The 14,387-nt window shown below is 67.3% G+C and carries 13 protein-coding genes; 7 read left to right on the top strand and 6 right to left on the bottom strand.

The genetic code is table 11. From position 1 onward, the window contains the following. Positions 1–58: 58 nt before the first annotated feature. From LGN17_RS09830 to LGN17_RS09805, 6 genes are all read right to left on the bottom strand, one after another. Positions 59–1,384: an MFS transporter gene (locus LGN17_RS09830; RefSeq protein ID WP_226196276.1), complete on the bottom strand. Its 1,326-nt coding sequence runs from the start codon at positions 1,382–1,384 to the stop codon at positions 59–61. A gap of 113 nt (positions 1,385–1,497) precedes the next feature. Further along, complete coding sequence (locus tag LGN17_RS09825) at positions 1,498–2,139, bottom strand: aldolase (RefSeq protein ID WP_413227016.1); 642 nt, start codon at positions 2,137–2,139, stop codon at positions 1,498–1,500. Next, positions 2,136–3,431 (bottom strand): 3-oxo-tetronate kinase, encoded by a 1,296-nt coding sequence (gene otnK, locus LGN17_RS09820; protein ID WP_226196272.1) that lies wholly within the window; start codon positions 3,429–3,431, stop codon positions 2,136–2,138. The genes LGN17_RS09825 and otnK overlap by 4 nt, the downstream gene beginning before the upstream one ends. A 19-nt stretch (positions 3,432–3,450) precedes the next feature. Further along, positions 3,451–4,341 (bottom strand): L-threonate dehydrogenase, encoded by an 891-nt coding sequence (ltnD, locus tag LGN17_RS09815; protein WP_059732557.1) that lies wholly within the window; start codon positions 4,339–4,341, stop codon positions 3,451–3,453. A 61-nt stretch (positions 4,342–4,402) separates the two neighbouring features. Next, a complete protein-coding gene (locus tag LGN17_RS09810) occupies positions 4,403–5,107 on the bottom strand; it encodes a FadR/GntR family transcriptional regulator (RefSeq protein ID WP_226196270.1) in 705 nt (234 codons plus the stop codon). Positions 5,108–5,308: 201 nt separating this feature from the next. Then, entirely contained in the window at positions 5,309–6,382 is a 1,074-nt protein-coding gene (locus LGN17_RS09805; RefSeq protein ID WP_175954694.1) for a GlxA family transcriptional regulator, read from the bottom strand. A gap of 285 nt (positions 6,383–6,667) precedes the next feature. Here LGN17_RS09805 and LGN17_RS09800 point away from each other — a divergent pair, with 285 nt between their 5' ends. From LGN17_RS09800 to LGN17_RS09770, 7 genes are all read left to right on the top strand, one after another. Further along, positions 6,668–8,053, top strand: a complete 1,386-nt coding sequence (locus tag LGN17_RS09800) for an L-serine ammonia-lyase (protein WP_175954692.1) — start codon at positions 6,668–6,670, stop codon at positions 8,051–8,053. A 16-nt stretch (positions 8,054–8,069) separates the two neighbouring features. Beyond that, entirely contained in the window at positions 8,070–9,314 is a 1,245-nt protein-coding gene (locus tag LGN17_RS09795; RefSeq protein WP_006480591.1) for a sarcosine oxidase subunit beta family protein, read from the top strand. Positions 9,315–9,328: 14 nt separating this feature from the next. Beyond that, positions 9,329–9,628, top strand: a complete 300-nt coding sequence (locus LGN17_RS09790) for a sarcosine oxidase subunit delta (protein WP_069260676.1) — start codon at positions 9,329–9,331, stop codon at positions 9,626–9,628. Beyond that, the gene (locus tag LGN17_RS09785) at positions 9,625–12,636 is read left to right on the top strand and encodes a sarcosine oxidase subunit alpha family protein (protein ID WP_226196267.1); all 3,012 of its coding nucleotides are present in this window, start codon (positions 9,625–9,627) and stop codon (positions 12,634–12,636) included. The genes LGN17_RS09790 and LGN17_RS09785 overlap by 4 nt, the downstream gene beginning before the upstream one ends. Further along, positions 12,626–13,258, top strand: coding sequence for a sarcosine oxidase subunit gamma (locus LGN17_RS09780; RefSeq protein WP_226196264.1), 633 nt, complete (start codon positions 12,626–12,628; stop codon positions 13,256–13,258). The genes LGN17_RS09785 and LGN17_RS09780 overlap by 11 nt, the downstream gene beginning before the upstream one ends. After that, the gene (locus LGN17_RS09775) at positions 13,255–13,695 is read left to right on the top strand and encodes a dihydroneopterin aldolase (RefSeq protein ID WP_226196262.1); all 441 of its coding nucleotides are present in this window, start codon (positions 13,255–13,257) and stop codon (positions 13,693–13,695) included. Before LGN17_RS09780 ends, LGN17_RS09775 begins: the two co-directional genes overlap by 4 nt. Before the next feature lie 236 nt (positions 13,696–13,931). Continuing rightward, on the top strand, positions 13,932–14,255 hold the full coding sequence (locus tag LGN17_RS09770) for a helix-turn-helix domain-containing protein (RefSeq protein WP_226196251.1): 324 nt from the start codon (positions 13,932–13,934) through the stop codon (positions 14,253–14,255). The last annotated feature ends 132 nt before the right edge of the window (positions 14,256–14,387 follow it).

The raw sequence follows: 14,387 nt of genomic DNA, 5'->3' as shown, positions 1-14,387 counted from the left end.
TGGGGCGGGGCATGCGGCGCCCCGCGTCGAATGGCGGCCGGGTCGTTCCTTTGGCGGCTCAGCGGTTCACGAGTTTCGCGGGCGTGAGCCACACGGCGATCGCACCGAGCACGAGCATGGCCGCCAGCACGTACATGCCGGACGCCGTGCTGTGCGTGACGTCCTTCAGGTAACCGATCACGTACGGGCTCGCGAAACCGGCGAGGTTGCCGACCGAGTTGATGATCGCGATCCCGGCCGCGGCCGCGGAGCCCGCGAGGAACGCGGTCGGCAGCGACCAGAACAGCGGTGCGCAGGTCAGCACGCCGCCGGCCGCGAGCGACAGGAACATGATCGACACCGCCGTATTGTGCGAGTACGACGCGGCGACCGCAAACCCGAGCGCGCCCATCAGCGCCGGCACGATCAGGTGCCAGCGGCGTTCGCGGCGCTTGTCCGAGCTGTGGCCGAACAGGTTCATCACGACGATCGCGACGAGGAACGGAATCGCCGACAGCAGGCCGATCTGCAGCGTATCGGTGATGCCGGTCGATTTGACGAGCGTCGGCATCCAGAACGTGAGGCCGTACTGGCCCGTGACGAACGCGAAGTAGATCAGCGACATCCACCACATGCGCGGGTCCGAGAACACGGCCTTCAGCGAATGGCCGTGCTGCTGCCGTTCCTGCGGCTGCGCGGCGATCTCGTCCTCCAGCAACTGCTTCTCGCGCTCGTCGAGCCACTTCGCGCCGCGGATGCCGTTGTCGAGATACAGGATCGTCGCGATGCCGACGAGCACGGCCGGCACGGCTTCGATCATGAACATCCATTGCCACCCGTGAAAGCCCGAGCCGCCGTGGAAGCGCTCCATGATCCAGCCCGACAGCGGGTTGCCGAAGATGCCCGACACGGGAATCGCGGACATGAACACCGCGATGATCTTCGCGCGGCGATGCGACGGGAACCAGTAGGTGAGGTACAGGATCACGCCGGGATAGAAGCCGGCTTCCGCGAGGCCGAGCAGGAAGCGCAGCACGTAGAACTGCGTCGGCGTCTGCACGAACGCGAACAGCGCGGACAGCAGGCCCCACGTGATCATGATCCGCGCGATCCAGATTCGCGCGCCGATGCGGTGCATCAGCAGGTTGCTTGGCAGTTCGAACAGAAAATAGCCAAGAAAGAAAATGCCGGCGCCGAGCCCGAACACGGTTTCGCTGAACGCGAGATCCTGCGACATCTGCAGCTTCGCAAAGCCGACGTTCACGCGGTCGAGATATGCGACCACGTAGCAGAGCATCAGGAACGGCACGATGCGCCAGAACACTTTCCTGTAGGTGCGGTCGAGTTCCGCGGCATGGGCGGGCGCGGCGGGCGAGCGGCCAGCGGCCGCGTCGAGAGCAGTCATCGTCGTCTCCTATATCGTGTGCCGGCAACGCGACCGCCGCCGGATCGTTTGTGTGTGCTGACGGAAGGCCCGCGCACACGGCGGGCAGGGGAATCGGTACGTGACGCGCCGCGTTACCAGCGTGCGCCGAAGGTCTCGCGCAGTTCGTCGAGTGCCGCGTCGGAAAGCGGCTCGGGCTTCGGGTGCGTCATCAGCCACAGCCGCGCGGTTTCCTCGAGCTCTTCGAGCGCATACGACGCGTGCGACACCGACGGCCCCCACATCACCGGGCCGAGCCGGTCGAGCAACACGCCGCGCACCTGGTCGGCGAGCGCCGCGACTTCGGCCGCGACGGCCGGATCGCCGGGGCGGCGGTAACGGATCAGCGGAATGTGGCCTACCTTCATCACGTAGTACGGCGTGATCGGCGGCAGCACGTCGGTGTCGCGCCACACGCCCGCGAGCGTCAGCGCGACGAGGTGCGTCGAATGCGTGTGGACGACGCCGTTCGCTTCGGCATTGCGCGCGTAGATGCCGCGATGCAGCGCGAGCGTCTTCGACGGCTTGCCGCCCGATACGGGCTGGCCGTCGAGGCCCACTTTCGCGATGTCGTTCGGGTCGAGCCGGCCGAGGCACGCATCGGTCGGCGTGATCAGCCAGCCGTCGGGCAGGCGCGCGCTGATGTTGCCGGCGCTGCCGACCGCGTGGCCGCGTGCGTAGAGGCTCGCGCCGACGACGCAGATCTCTTCGCGCAGTTTCGCTTCATCGCTCATCATGCGGCTCCGTCCAGCGCGCGCAGCGCCTTGTCGAAAAAGTCCGTGGCGCCGAAGTTGCCGGACTTCAGCGCGAGGCCAAGCGGCTGCGCGTCGATGGTGGCTGTCGCCGGCACGCCCGGATCGATCTGCGCGCCGATCTGCAGCGATTTCACGCCGAGCGCCTGCACGACCGCGCCGGACGTTTCGCCACCGGCGACGACGAACTTGCGCACGCCGAGATCACGCAGGCCGCGCGCGATCGCCGCGAGCGTGGCTTCGACGAGCTGGCCGGCCGCGTCGACGCCGAGCGCCTGCTGCACGGCCTTCACTTCGTCGGGCGTCGCGGTCGCGTAGATCAGCACCGGCTGTGGCAGGTGTGCACGCGCGAAGGCGAGCGCTTCTTCGACGACAGGCTCGCCGCGCGAAGCCGCGAGCGGATCGACGCGGAAGCTCGGCCGCGTCGCGCGCCACGCGGCGACCTGCGCGTTGGTTGCTTTTGATGCACTGCCGGCGAGCACGGCCGACAGCCCGTCGATGCGCGGCAGCGACGCCGCGTTGTCGCGCTCGGGCAGTTGCTCCGCGCGACGAAAATTCGCGGGCAGGCCGAGCGCGATGCCCGAGCCGCCGGTGACGAGCGGCAGGCCCGCGCATGCTTCGCCGAGCACGTACAGGTCGCGGTCGGACAGCGCATCGGCGATTGCGAAGCGCACGCCTTCCGCGCGCAGTTGCTCGATCCGCGTGCGCACGGCGGCCGCGCCCAGCGCGATCGTGTCGTAGCGGATCAGGCCGACCGGCGAGTTCGTCTGCCGCTGCAGCACGCGCACGAGGTTCGCGTCCTTCATCGGCGTGAGCGGATGGTTTTCCATCCCCGATTCGTTCAGCAGCGCGTCGCCGACGAACAGGTGGCCGCGATAGATCGTGCGGCCGTTCTCGGGGAACGCCGGGCATGCGATCGTGAAGCCGCCGCCGGTCGCGTCGAGCAGCGCATCGGCGACGGGCCCGATGTTGCCCGCGTCGGTCGAGTCGAAGGTCGAGCAGTACTTGAAGAAGAACTGCCGGCAGCCTTGTGCGCGCAGCCATGCGTACGCGGCGAGCGATTGCGCGACGGCGTCGGCCGCGGGGATCGTGCGCGACTTCAGCGCGACGACGATCGCGTCGGCGTCGAGCGTGGTGTCTGCGGTGCCGTCGGCAGGCACGCCGATCGTCTGCACGGTGCGCATGCCGCTCTTGACGAGCATGTTCGCGAGATCGGTCGCGCCGGTGAAATCGTCGGCGATGCAGCCGAGCAGGGGACGGGAAGCGGAAGCAGTCATGGCAGGGGTGTCGTACGAATCAGCGGGCGGGCGGCAGCGTGATGCCGGGGAACGTCTTGATCACGGCGGAATCGTCCTCGCCGCCGTGGCCGGCGCTCGACGCGCTCATGAACATCTGGTGCGCGGTGGCCGACAGCGGCAGCGGGAACTTGCTGCGGCGTGCGGTATCGAGCACGAGGCCGAGATCCTTCACGAAGATGTCGACCGCCGACAGCGGCGTGTAGTCGCCGTTCAGGATGTGCGGCACGCGGTTCTCGAACATCCATGAATTGCCGGCGCTGTGCGTGATCACGTCGTACAGCGCATCGGCATCGACGCCTTCGCGCAGGCCGAGCGCCATCGCCTCGGCCGCTGCCGCGATGTGCACGCCGGCCAGCAACTGGTTGATGATCTTCACTTTCGAGCCGATGCCGTGCGCGTCGCCGAGGCGGTAGACCTTGCCGGCGATCGCCGCGAGCACGTCCTCGCAGCCCGCGTACGCGGCGGCCGGGCCCGACGTCATCATCGTCATCTCGCCGGAGGCCGCGCGCGCGGCGCCACCCGACACGGGCGCATCGAGCATTTGCAGGCCGGCGGCCTCGATGCGCGCGCCGAGCGCGACCGCGAATTCGGGTGCGACGGTCGCGCTCGCGATCACGACGCTGCCGGGCTTCATCGCCGCGACCGCGCCGTGCTCGCCGAACAGCACCGTTTCGGTCTGCGCGGCATTGACGACGAGCGTGACGACGACGTCGCACTGCGCGCCGAGTTCGGCCGGCGTCGCGCAGGCAATGCCGCCTTCGGCCGCGAATGCCTGCAGCACGGTGTCGCGCACGTCGCAGGCGTGCACGCGCAGGCCGGCGCGCAGCAGCGAGCGGGCGACGCCGAGGCCCATCGCGCCGAGGCCGATGACTCCAACATTTCGTGACATGGTCAACCTTGATCGATTCGGGAGAGGTTCGGGACAACGACGGCGGCAGGCGCCGCCGGCTTCAGCAGATGCCGGCTTCCGCGAGACGGCGGGCGGCGTTGTACATGTGCGTGCGCGCCGCGTTGCGTGCGGCCATCGGGTCGCGCGCGCGGATCGCGTCGGCGATCGCCGCGTGTTCCTCGCGTACCTGGCGCGAAAAGTCCTCGCGCGTCGCTTCGTTGCGCCGCGTGACCTTCACGCCGGCTTCGAGGTACTGGTTCAGGAACTGCAGCGTCTTCAGGAAATACGGGTTGCCGGTGACGGCCGCGATCGTGCGGTGGAACGCGACGTCTTCCGCGACGCCGTCGCGCCCTTCGGCCACCGCATCGTCGATCTTGCGCAGCGCATCGTCGATGTCGGCCATGTCTTCATCGGTGTGATTCAACGCGGCTTCGGCCGCGACCTCGGCCTCGATCGCGCGGCGCACCGCGAGCAGGTGCGGCAGCGAGGTGGCTTCGACTGCCTCCGCGTAGTCGATCCGCAGCGGCCGGATCGCGCCGTGCTGGTTCACGAACACGCCGCTGCCCTGGCGCGGCTCGACCACGCCTTCGTTCTTCAGCCGCGAGATCGCCTCGCGAATCACGGTACGGCTCACGCCGAATTCCTGCGCGAGCACGGCCTCCGTCGGCAGCTTGCCGGTGGCGGAGAAACTGCCGGCTTCGATCTGCTTGAGCAGTTGCTGCGCGACATGGTCGCTCATCGCGCGGGCGGGAACTTTCTCGAACATGGTGCTCTGGTTTGTCAGGTTATGTGGTCATCATACAAATTTGAGTGAAACGCAGCATCCGGGATAACCCTCGATCAATGTCGTTCAACGTCGGTCAAGTTGACTGAAACCGGTTCCAATCGGATTGAAACCGCCGCGAGCGGGTGTCGCTTTGCAGTTTGTCGGCTGGCTTGGAAAGTGAAGTGCGGGTGCCTTCGGCCGTCAATCGGCGATGTCCTCGACGGGGTCGACCGCCGCATCCGGCGCCCCGGCGGCCTCCGCCACCTCACCCCCACGTTCCCGATAAGTCGCCGGCGGCACGCCGAACTGCTTGCGGAACTCGCGCCCGAGGTGCGACGCATCGGCGAACCCGCAGCTCGACGCGATATCGGCCACCGTGCGGTCCGAACTCGTCAGCAGCCACGCGGCGGTGCGCAGTCGTACCTGCTTCGCGAACACCTGCGGGCTCTTGCCCGTTTCCGCCTTGAATAGCCGCTCGAGCTGCCGCGTCGACAGGTCGAGCTTGCTCGCGAGCTCGTCGAGCGACAGCGCACGCCCGACATGCTGTTCCATCAGGAGAATCGCGCGCTTGACCTTCGGATGCGTCGCCGGCTCGAGCCCCGGCGGATGCGGCTGCGGCGCGTTGCCCTTCTGCATCTCGCCGACCAGCAGGATGCGCAGCGCCTTCTGCACGGTTGCATGATCGAAATGGCGCAGCAGGATCGCGGCAGCGACGTCGATCGACGCGCGGCCGCCCGAACAGGTAATCCGGCGGCGGTCGATCACGAACAGCCGGTCGGCGATCAGGAGGTCGGGATCGGCGTTCGGAAAGCGTTCGATGAAATCCCAGTAGTGGAACCAGCTCACGCAGGTGCGGTAGCCGTCGAGCACGCCGGCGCGCATCAGCGTAAACACGCCGGTGCAGATCCCGACGACCGTCGCGCCGCCCGTCGCCGTGCGGCGGATGAAGTCGAGCGTTTCGGGGCCGGCTTGCGGCCCCGAATGCAGCAGCCCGCCGACCACCACCACGTAGTCGAACGGCTCGGCCGCGTCGAACGTCTCCCACGGCGTGATCTGGATCCCGCAACTCGCGCGCACCGGCGCGAGGGTCTCGCCGATCACGCTCCACGCGCAGCGCACGGGCTTGCTGTAGTCGCCGTCGTCGGCCGACAGCCGCAGCATGTCGACGAAGCCCGAGAAGGCCGTCAACGTGAAGTTCGGCAGCAGCACGATGCCGAAGCGGATGCGCCGCGGCGCGGGTTCTGCGAGGGGGGAAGCGGGTACGTCGGGTGTCATCGCGGCCAATCTCGTCACGCCGGGCAGGCGGTCTCACTCGTTTCACTCGGGTTGCGGGTACGGCTGCCGGGGCGGCGCGGATGTAGCCAGCGTCGCCGATCGGCTTCGGCCGGACTTGTGGTTTTCCGTCGCGAACCATCGCCAAAACGCATTTTCGGGGCCGCCGAAGCGGCGCTTGGCGGCGGTATCCCACGCCGATGCCGTTTTTGTTCTATCGGCCGATTTTACGCTTTGATGTACTGGCGCCAACGTCATTTCACGTGTGTCCCACCCAGAGGAAGCCAGATGAACGTCAGCGCGTTCGACCTGTTCAAGATCGGCATCGGCCCGTCCAGTTCGCATACGGTCGGCCCGATGATCGCCGCGTGTCGCTTCGCGTCGCACGTGGAGGACGCGAACCTGCTCGGCTTCGTGCGCCGCGTGCGCGTCGAGCTGTACGGCTCGCTCGGCGCGACCGGCAAGGGCCACGGCACCGACAAGGCCGTGCTGCTCGGTCTCGAGGGCCACCTGCCCGACACGATCGATCCCGACCTGATCGAGCCGCGGCTCGCCGCGATCCGCGCGGAGAAATCGCTGTCGCTGCTCGGCAAGCAGACCGTCCGCTTCGAGGAAAAGGAGCACATCGGCTTCTATCGCAAGCTGATGAGCGGCACGAGCATCGTGCACCCGAACGGCATGCGCTTCCAGGCCTTCGACGAGCACGGCCAGTTGCTCGTCGAGAAAGAGTATTACTCGGTCGGCGGCGGCTTCGTCGTGAACCGCGACGGCGATCGCGTGAACGGCGTGCGCGCGGCGGTCGAGGTGCCGTATCCGTTCCGCACCGGCGACGACCTGATGCGCCAGTGCCGCGAACACGGGCTGTCGATCGCCGAGCTGATGATGCGCAACGAATCCGCACTGCGCCCCGCCGACGAAGTGCGCGCCGGGCTGCTTGCGATCTGGCGCACGATGGCGGCGTGCGTCGAGCGCGGCTGCAAGGTCGAGGGCGACCTGCCGGGCCCGATGCGCGTGAAGCGCCGCGCGGCCGAGCTGAATGCCCGCCTGCGTGCGCGCTCGGAAGAGTCGTTGCGCGACCCGCTGTCGATGCTCGACTGGGTCAACCTGTACGCGATGGCCGTCAACGAGGAGAACGCGGCGGGCGGCCGTGTCGTCACTGCGCCGACCAACGGCGCGGCCGGCGTGATTCCCGCGGTGCTGCACTACTACGTGAAGTTCGTACCGGGCTCGAACGAAGCCGGCATCGTCGAATTCCTGATGACGGCCGCGGCGATCGGGATCATCTACAAGGAAACCGCGTCGATCTCCGGTGCGGAAGTCGGTTGCCAGGGCGAAGTGGGCGTCGCGTGCTCGATGGCCGCCGCCGCGCTTGCCGCGGTGATGGGCGGCACGCCCGACCAGGTCGAGAACGCGGCCGAGATCGGCATGGAGCACAACCTCGGGATGACCTGCGACCCGGTCGGCGGGCTCGTGCAGATCCCGTGCATCGAGCGCAACGCGATGGGCGCGATCAAGGCGCTGAACGCATCGCGCATGGCGCTCAAGGGCAACGGCCAGCACTACGTGTCGCTCGATTCGGTCATCAAGACGATGCGCGAGACGGGCGCCGACATGAAGACGAAATACAAGGAAACGTCGCGCGGCGGACTGGCCGTGAACGTCATCGAATGCTAAACGAAGGATCACCAACATGAGCCGCTACTCGATATTCAGCCTGTTCCGCAACGGCCTCTCGTATCACGAGAACTGGGAAAAGCAGTGGAAGAGCCCGGAACCGAAGAAGGAATACGACGTCGTGATCGTCGGCGGCGGCGGCCACGGCCTCGCGACCGCGTACTACCTCGCGAAGGAGCACGGGATCACGAACGTCGCGATCCTCGAGAAGGGCTGGATCGGCGGCGGCAACACCGCGCGCAACACGACGATCGTGCGCTCGAACTATCTGTGGGACGAATCGGCCGCGCTGTACGAGAAGGCGATGAAGCTGTGGGAAGGGCTGTCGCAGGACCTGAACTACAACGTGATGTTCAGCCAGCGCGGCGTGATGAACCTGGCCCATACGCTTCAGGACGTGCGTGACACCGAGCGCCGCGTGAACGCGAACCGGCTCAACGGCGTCGACGCCGAATTCCTGACGCCCGCGCAGATCAAGGAAATCGAGCCGACCATCAACCTGAACAGCCGCTACCCGGTGCTCGGCGCATCGATCCAGCGCCGCGCGGGCGTTGCACGCCACGACGCGGTGGCCTGGGGCTTCGCGCGCGGCGCGGACCGCGCGGGTGTCGACATCATCCAGAACTGCCAGGTCACGGGCATTCGCCGCGAAGGCGGCGCGGTGGTCGGCGTCGATACGGTGAAGGGTTTCATCAAGGCGAAGAAGGTCGCGGTAGTGGCAGCCGGCAACACGACGACGCTCGCCGACATGGCCGGCGTGCGCCTGCCGATCGAAAGCCACCCGCTGCAGGCGCTGGTGTCCGAGCCGATCAAGCCGGTGGTCAACTCGGTGATCATGTCGAACGCGGTGCACGCGTACATCAGCCAGTCCGACAAGGGCGACCTCGTGATCGGCGCAGGCATCGACCAGTACACGGGCTTCGGCCAGCGCGGCAGCTTCCACATCATCGAAAGCACGCTGCAGGCGATCGTCGAGATGTTCCCGGTGTTCTCGCGCGTGCGGATGAACCGCCAGTGGGGCGGCATCGTCGACGTGTCGCCGGACGCGTGCCCGATCATCACCAAGACCGACGTGAAGGGCCTCTACTTCAACTGCGGCTGGGGCACCGGCGGCTTCAAGGCGACGCCCGGCTCGGGCTGGGTGTTCGCGCACACGATCGCCCGCGACGAACCGCATCCGCTGAACGCGCCGTTCGCGCTCGACCGTTTCTACACGGGCCACCTGATCGACGAGCACGGCGCTGCCGCCGTCGCGCACTGAACGAGGAGAAAAACATGTTGCTGATCGAATGTCCGTGGTGCGGGCCGCGCGCCGAATCCGAGTTCTCGTGCGGCGGTGAAGCCGACATCGTGCGCCCGGTGAACAACGAGAACATGACCGACCGCGAATGGGGCGAGTACGTGTTCATGCGCGAGAACAAGCGCGGGCTGCACAAGGAGCAATGGCTGCATGCGCAGGGCTGCCGCCGCTGGTTCAAGGCCACGCGCGACACGGTGACCTACGATATCAAGGGCTACGAAAAGTTCGGCGGTGAAGCTGCCGCCAACGCACACGAAGAGGGCACGAGCAAATGAGCCAGAAAGACCGCCTCGGCACCGGTGGCCGCATCAATCGCGCGATCCCGTTGACGTTCACGTTCAACGGCCGCACGTATCAGGGCTTCCAGGGCGACACGCTCGCGTCCGCGCTGCTCGCGAACGGCGTGCACTTCGTCGCGCGCAGCTTCAAGTACCACCGTCCGCGCGGGATCGTGACGGCCGACGTCGCGGAACCGAACGCCGTCGTGCAGCTCGAATCGGGCCCGTACACGGTGCCGAACGCACGCGCGACCGAGATCGAGCTGTACCAGGGGCTCGTCGCGTCCAGCGTGAACGCCGAGCCGACGCTCGAGAACGACAAGTACGCGATCAACCAGAAGCTCTCGCGCTTCCTGCCGGCCGGCTTCTACTACAAGACGTTCATGTGGCCGCGCAAGATGTGGCCGAAGTACGAAGAGAAGATCCGCGAAGCAGCCGGCCTCGGCAAGGCGCCGGAAGCGCTCGACGCCGATCGCTACGACAAGTGCTACGCGCACTGCGACGTACTCGTGGTCGGCGGCGGCCCGTCGGGCCTCGCGGCCGCGCATGCGGCGGCCACGGCCGGCGCGCGCGTGATTCTCGTCGACGACCAGCGCGAGCTCGGCGGCAGCCTGCTGTCGTGCCGTGCGGAGATCGACGCGAAGCCCGCGCTGCAGTGGGTCGAGAAGATCGAGGCCGAGCTGCGCAAGCTGCCCGACGTGACGATCCTGTCACGCAGCACCGCGTTCGGCTACCAGGACCACAACCTCGTGACGGTTACGCAGCGTTTGACCGATCATCTGCCGGTATCGATGCGCAAGGGGACGCGCGAGCTGCTGTGGAAGGTCCGCGCGAAGCGCGTGATCCTCGCGACCGGCGCGCACGAGCGTCCGATCGTGTTCGGCAACAACGACCTGCCCGGCGTGATGCTCGCCGGCGCGGTGTCCACCTACGTGCATCGCTTCGGCGTGCTGCCGGGCCGCAACGCGGTCGTGTTCACGAACAACGATCGTGCTTACCAGGCCGCGCTCGACCTGAAGGCGTGCGGCGCGAAGGTGACGGTCGTCGATTCGCGCGCATCGTCGAACGGCGCGCTGCCGGCCGCCGCGAAGCGGCAGGGCGTGACGGTGATGAGCGGCGCGGTCGTGACGAGCGCATCGGGCAAGTGGCGCGTCTCGTCGGTCGACGTCGCGTCGCTCTCGAACGGCCAGGTGGGCGGCAAGCTGCAGACGCTGCCGTGCGACCTCGTCGCGATGTCGGGCGGCTTCAGCCCGGTGCTGCACCTGTTCGCGCAATCGGGCGGCAAGGCCTGCTGGAGCGACGAGAAGGCGTGCTTCCTGCCGGGCAAGCCCGTGCAGGCGGAGGCGAGCATCGGCGCGGCGGCCGGCGAATTCGGCCTGGCGCGTGCGCTGCGGCTCGCGGTCGATGCGGGCGTGGAAGCCGCGAAGGCGGCGGGCTTTACGGCTGCGCAGCGCGCGGTTGCGCCGCAGGTCGCGGAAACCGTCGAAGGCGCTCTGCAGCCGCTGTGGCTCGTCGGCAGCCGCGAAGCCGCGGCGCGCGGCCCGAAGCAGTTCGTCGACTTCCAGAACGACGTGTCGGCCGCGGACATCCTGCTGGCCGCGCGCGAAGGCTTCGAGTCGGTCGAGCACGTGAAGCGCTACACGGCGATGGGCTTCGGCACCGACCAGGGCAAGCTCGGCAACATCAACGGGATGGCGATCCTCGCGGGGGCGCTCGGCAAGACGATTCCGGAAACGGGCACGACGACGTTCCGCCCGAACTACACGCCGGTGTCATTCGGCACGTTCGCGGGCCGCGAGCTCGGCGATTTCCTCGATCCGATCCGCAAGACCTGCGTGCACGAGTGGCACGTCGAGCACGGCGCGCTGTTCGAGGACGTCGGCAACTGGAAGCGGCCGTGGTACTTCCCGAAGAACGGCGAGGATCTCCATGCGGCCGTGAAGCGCGAATGCCTCGCGGTGCGCAACAGCGTCGGCATCCTCGACGCGTCGACGCTCGGCAAGATCGACATCCAGGGCCCGGACGCAGTGAAGCTGCTGAACTGGATGTACACGAATCCGTGGAACAAGCTCGAAGTGGGCAAGTGCCGCTACGGGCTCATGCTCGACGAGAACGGGATGGTGTTCGACGACGGCGTGACGGTGCGCCTCGCCGACCAGCATTTCATGATGACGACCACGACGGGCGGCGCGGCGCGCGTGCTGACGTGGCTCGAGCGCTGGTTGCAGACCGAATGGCCCGACATGAAGGTGCGGCTGTCGTCGGTTACCGATCACTGGGCAACGTTCGCGGTGGTCGGCCCGAAGAGCCGCAAGGTCGTGCAGAAGGTGTGCCAGGACATCGACTTCGGCAACGAGGCGTTCCCGTTCATGAGCTACCGGAACGGCACCGTCGCGGGTGCGAAGGCGCGCGTGATGCGGATCAGCTTCTCGGGCGAGCTCGCCTATGAAGTGAACGTGCCGGCGAACGCGGGCCGCGCGGTATGGGAAGCGTTGATGGCGGCCGGCGCCGAGTTCGACATCACGCCGTACGGCACCGAGACGATGCACGTGCTGCGCGCGGAGAAGGGCTACATCATCGTCGGCCAGGATACCGACGGCTCGGTCACGCCGTACGACCTCGGGATGGGCGGGCTCGTCGCGAAGTCGAAGGATTTCCTCGGCAAGCGTTCGCTCGCGCGTTCGGACACCGCGAAGGAAGGCCGCAAGCAGTTCGTCGGCCTGCTGACCGAGGACGAACAGTTCGTGCTGCCGGAAGGCGCGCAGATCGTCGCGAAGGACACGCAGGTGTCGGCGGTCGATCCGACGCCGATGATCGGCCACGTGACGTCGAGCTACTACAGCCCGATCCTGAAGCGCTCGATCGCGCTCGCGGTCGTGAAGGGCGGCCTGAACAAGATGGGCGAGAGCGTCGTGATTCCGCTGGCCAACGGCAAGCGCATCACCGCGAAGATCTCGAGCCCGGTTTTCTACGATACCGAAGGGGTGCGCCAGCATGTGGAATGAAACCAGAAACCAGACGCAGGTGGCGGGCGCGGGCGGCGTGGCGCTTGAATCGCCGCTCGTCGGCGCGGCCGACGTGCTGAAGCCGCACCAGGCGCGCGCCTCGAAGAAGTTCACGCTGCGCGAGCGGCCGTTCCTCGATCTCGTCAACGTGCGCGGCGAGTTGAGCGATCCGGCGTTCGTGAGCGCGTTCGAGCGCGTAGTCGGCTGCCGGCCGCCCGCGGCGCCGAACACGGTTGCGCGCGGCGCCGAGTACGACGTGCTGTGGCTCGGCCCCGACGAGTGGCTCGTGCGCTCGCACGGGCCCGTGCCGGCCGGTGTGCTCGAAGCGAAGCTCGCGGAGGCCGTGCAGGGTTCGTATGCGGCGGCCGTCGACGTCGGTAGCGGCTATACGGTTGTCGAGATCAGCGGCGAATGCGTGCGCGACGTGCTCGCACGCGGCTGCCCGCTCGATCTCCATCCGCGTGCGTTCAAGCCGGGCCAGTGCGCGCAGTCGCACTACTTCAAGTCGTCGATCGTGCTGATCCCGACCGGTGACGATGCGTTCGAGATCGTCCTGCGCCGCAGCTTCGCCGACTACTTCGTGCGCATCATGCTCGACGCGGCCGCGCCGCTGGCATCATGAAGCCGTTCGACGAACCGTTCGTGGCGATCGACGCGCCGCGCCTGCGCGGGCGCGGCTGGAGCGTGTTCGTCGACGAACTGAAGGTGCCCGCGCGGATCGGCATTCATGCGCACGAGCATGAAGCGCCGCAGCCGATCGTGATCGATGCAAGGCTCGGCTATCGGTGCGAGCCGAGCGAGCAGGGCGAGTGGATCGATTACGACGGCTATTGCACGCGTGTTGCCGCGTTCCTGTCGCACAAGCCGCATACGCGATTGCTCGAGACGCTCGTCGCCGATCTCGCGGTGCTGTCGTTCCGCGAGTGGCCGGCGCTCGAGTCGCTGACGCTGTCGGTGTACAAGCCGAAGATCCGGCCCGGCACCAAACGCGTCGGCGTGTCGCTCGACTGGACGCGCGGGGATTATTTGAGGTGGACGGGCGCGGCGGGGCAGTTTTGATGCGGAAAGAGGCGGTTGGCGGGGATGATGGAGGTCGGCCCGCGGGGGTGGGCTCACGCGTTTGCATAGTTCCTGAAATATGCGAACTATGCATCCAAGGGGAGCACGACAATCTTTGTTCCTGAGATATGCGAACAATTGATTGCCTCCGGCGTTCTGACCTATAACTCCGATATTTCCGTAACAATGCTGCCGGTGCGTATTTGGCAGCGTTTTGTTCCTGGTATCCCGGAATTATGGCTCGTACCTTGCCCCGCCCGATTGCATCCCCCGATCCGCTTGCACAGGATCTTGCGGCGTTGGGGGCGCTCGTCCGCAACCGGCGGGCGCAGAACCAGATGCGGATCGATGACGCGGCCGATATGCTCGGCGTCTCCAAGGACGTGCTGTCGCGTCTCGAAAACGGCCGGGCAGTGGGCGTCGACAAACTGTTCAAGGTGCTCGACGGCCTGGGGCTTAATGTGCTCGTCGTGCCGAAACGCGAAGTGCCCGTGGCGCGCAAGGCGCTGCATGAATTGGCCGAGCCGCCCGATCCGACCGTGTCGCGAGAGGGTGCCTGATGGTTCATCGCCTGCGCATCGCGCCGATGGTGCCCAAGGTGAACACCGCGCTGCTTTGACGTCGAGCGTTCCGCGGGCGATCGCCGCGGCACCCGTTCCAGCGTGTCGCAGCGATCGCCCCGATCGGTCGCG

The sequence above is a fragment of the Burkholderia sp. AU30280 genome (assembly GCF_020420125.1).
Lineage (GTDB): Bacteria > Pseudomonadota > Gammaproteobacteria > Burkholderiales > Burkholderiaceae > Burkholderia.
The sequence above is the reverse complement of the archived record's forward strand: the minus strand, read 5'-3'. Positions and strand labels throughout refer to the sequence as shown.

Coding starts and splice junctions, on each gene's coding strand:
- LGN17_RS09810 (WP_226196270.1), bottom strand. CDS start 5,107: ATGTTCGAGAAAGTTCCCGCCCGCGCGATGAGCGACCATGTCGCGCAG.
- ltnD (WP_059732557.1), bottom strand. CDS start 4,341: ATGTCACGAAATGTTGGAGTCATCGGCCTCGGCGCGATGGGCCTCGGC.
- LGN17_RS09795 (WP_006480591.1), top strand. CDS start 8,070: ATGAGCCGCTACTCGATATTCAGCCTGTTCCGCAACGGCCTCTCGTAT.
- LGN17_RS09775 (WP_226196262.1), top strand. CDS start 13,255: ATGAAGCCGTTCGACGAACCGTTCGTGGCGATCGACGCGCCGCGCCTG.
- otnK (WP_226196272.1), bottom strand. CDS start 3,431: ATGACTGCTTCCGCTTCCCGTCCCCTGCTCGGCTGCATCGCCGACGAT.
- LGN17_RS09830 (WP_226196276.1), bottom strand. CDS start 1,384: ATGACTGCTCTCGACGCGGCCGCTGGCCGCTCGCCCGCCGCGCCCGCC.
- LGN17_RS09780 (WP_226196264.1), top strand. CDS start 12,626: ATGTGGAATGAAACCAGAAACCAGACGCAGGTGGCGGGCGCGGGCGGC.
- LGN17_RS09785 (WP_226196267.1), top strand. CDS start 9,625: ATGAGCCAGAAAGACCGCCTCGGCACCGGTGGCCGCATCAATCGCGCG.
- LGN17_RS09825 (WP_413227016.1), bottom strand. CDS start 2,139: ATGATGAGCGATGAAGCGAAACTGCGCGAAGAGATCTGCGTCGTCGGC.
- LGN17_RS09770 (WP_226196251.1), top strand. CDS start 13,932: ATGGCTCGTACCTTGCCCCGCCCGATTGCATCCCCCGATCCGCTTGCA.
- LGN17_RS09805 (WP_175954694.1), bottom strand. CDS start 6,382: ATGACACCCGACGTACCCGCTTCCCCCCTCGCAGAACCCGCGCCGCGG.
- LGN17_RS09800 (WP_175954692.1), top strand. CDS start 6,668: ATGAACGTCAGCGCGTTCGACCTGTTCAAGATCGGCATCGGCCCGTCC.
- LGN17_RS09790 (WP_069260676.1), top strand. CDS start 9,329: ATGTTGCTGATCGAATGTCCGTGGTGCGGGCCGCGCGCCGAATCCGAG.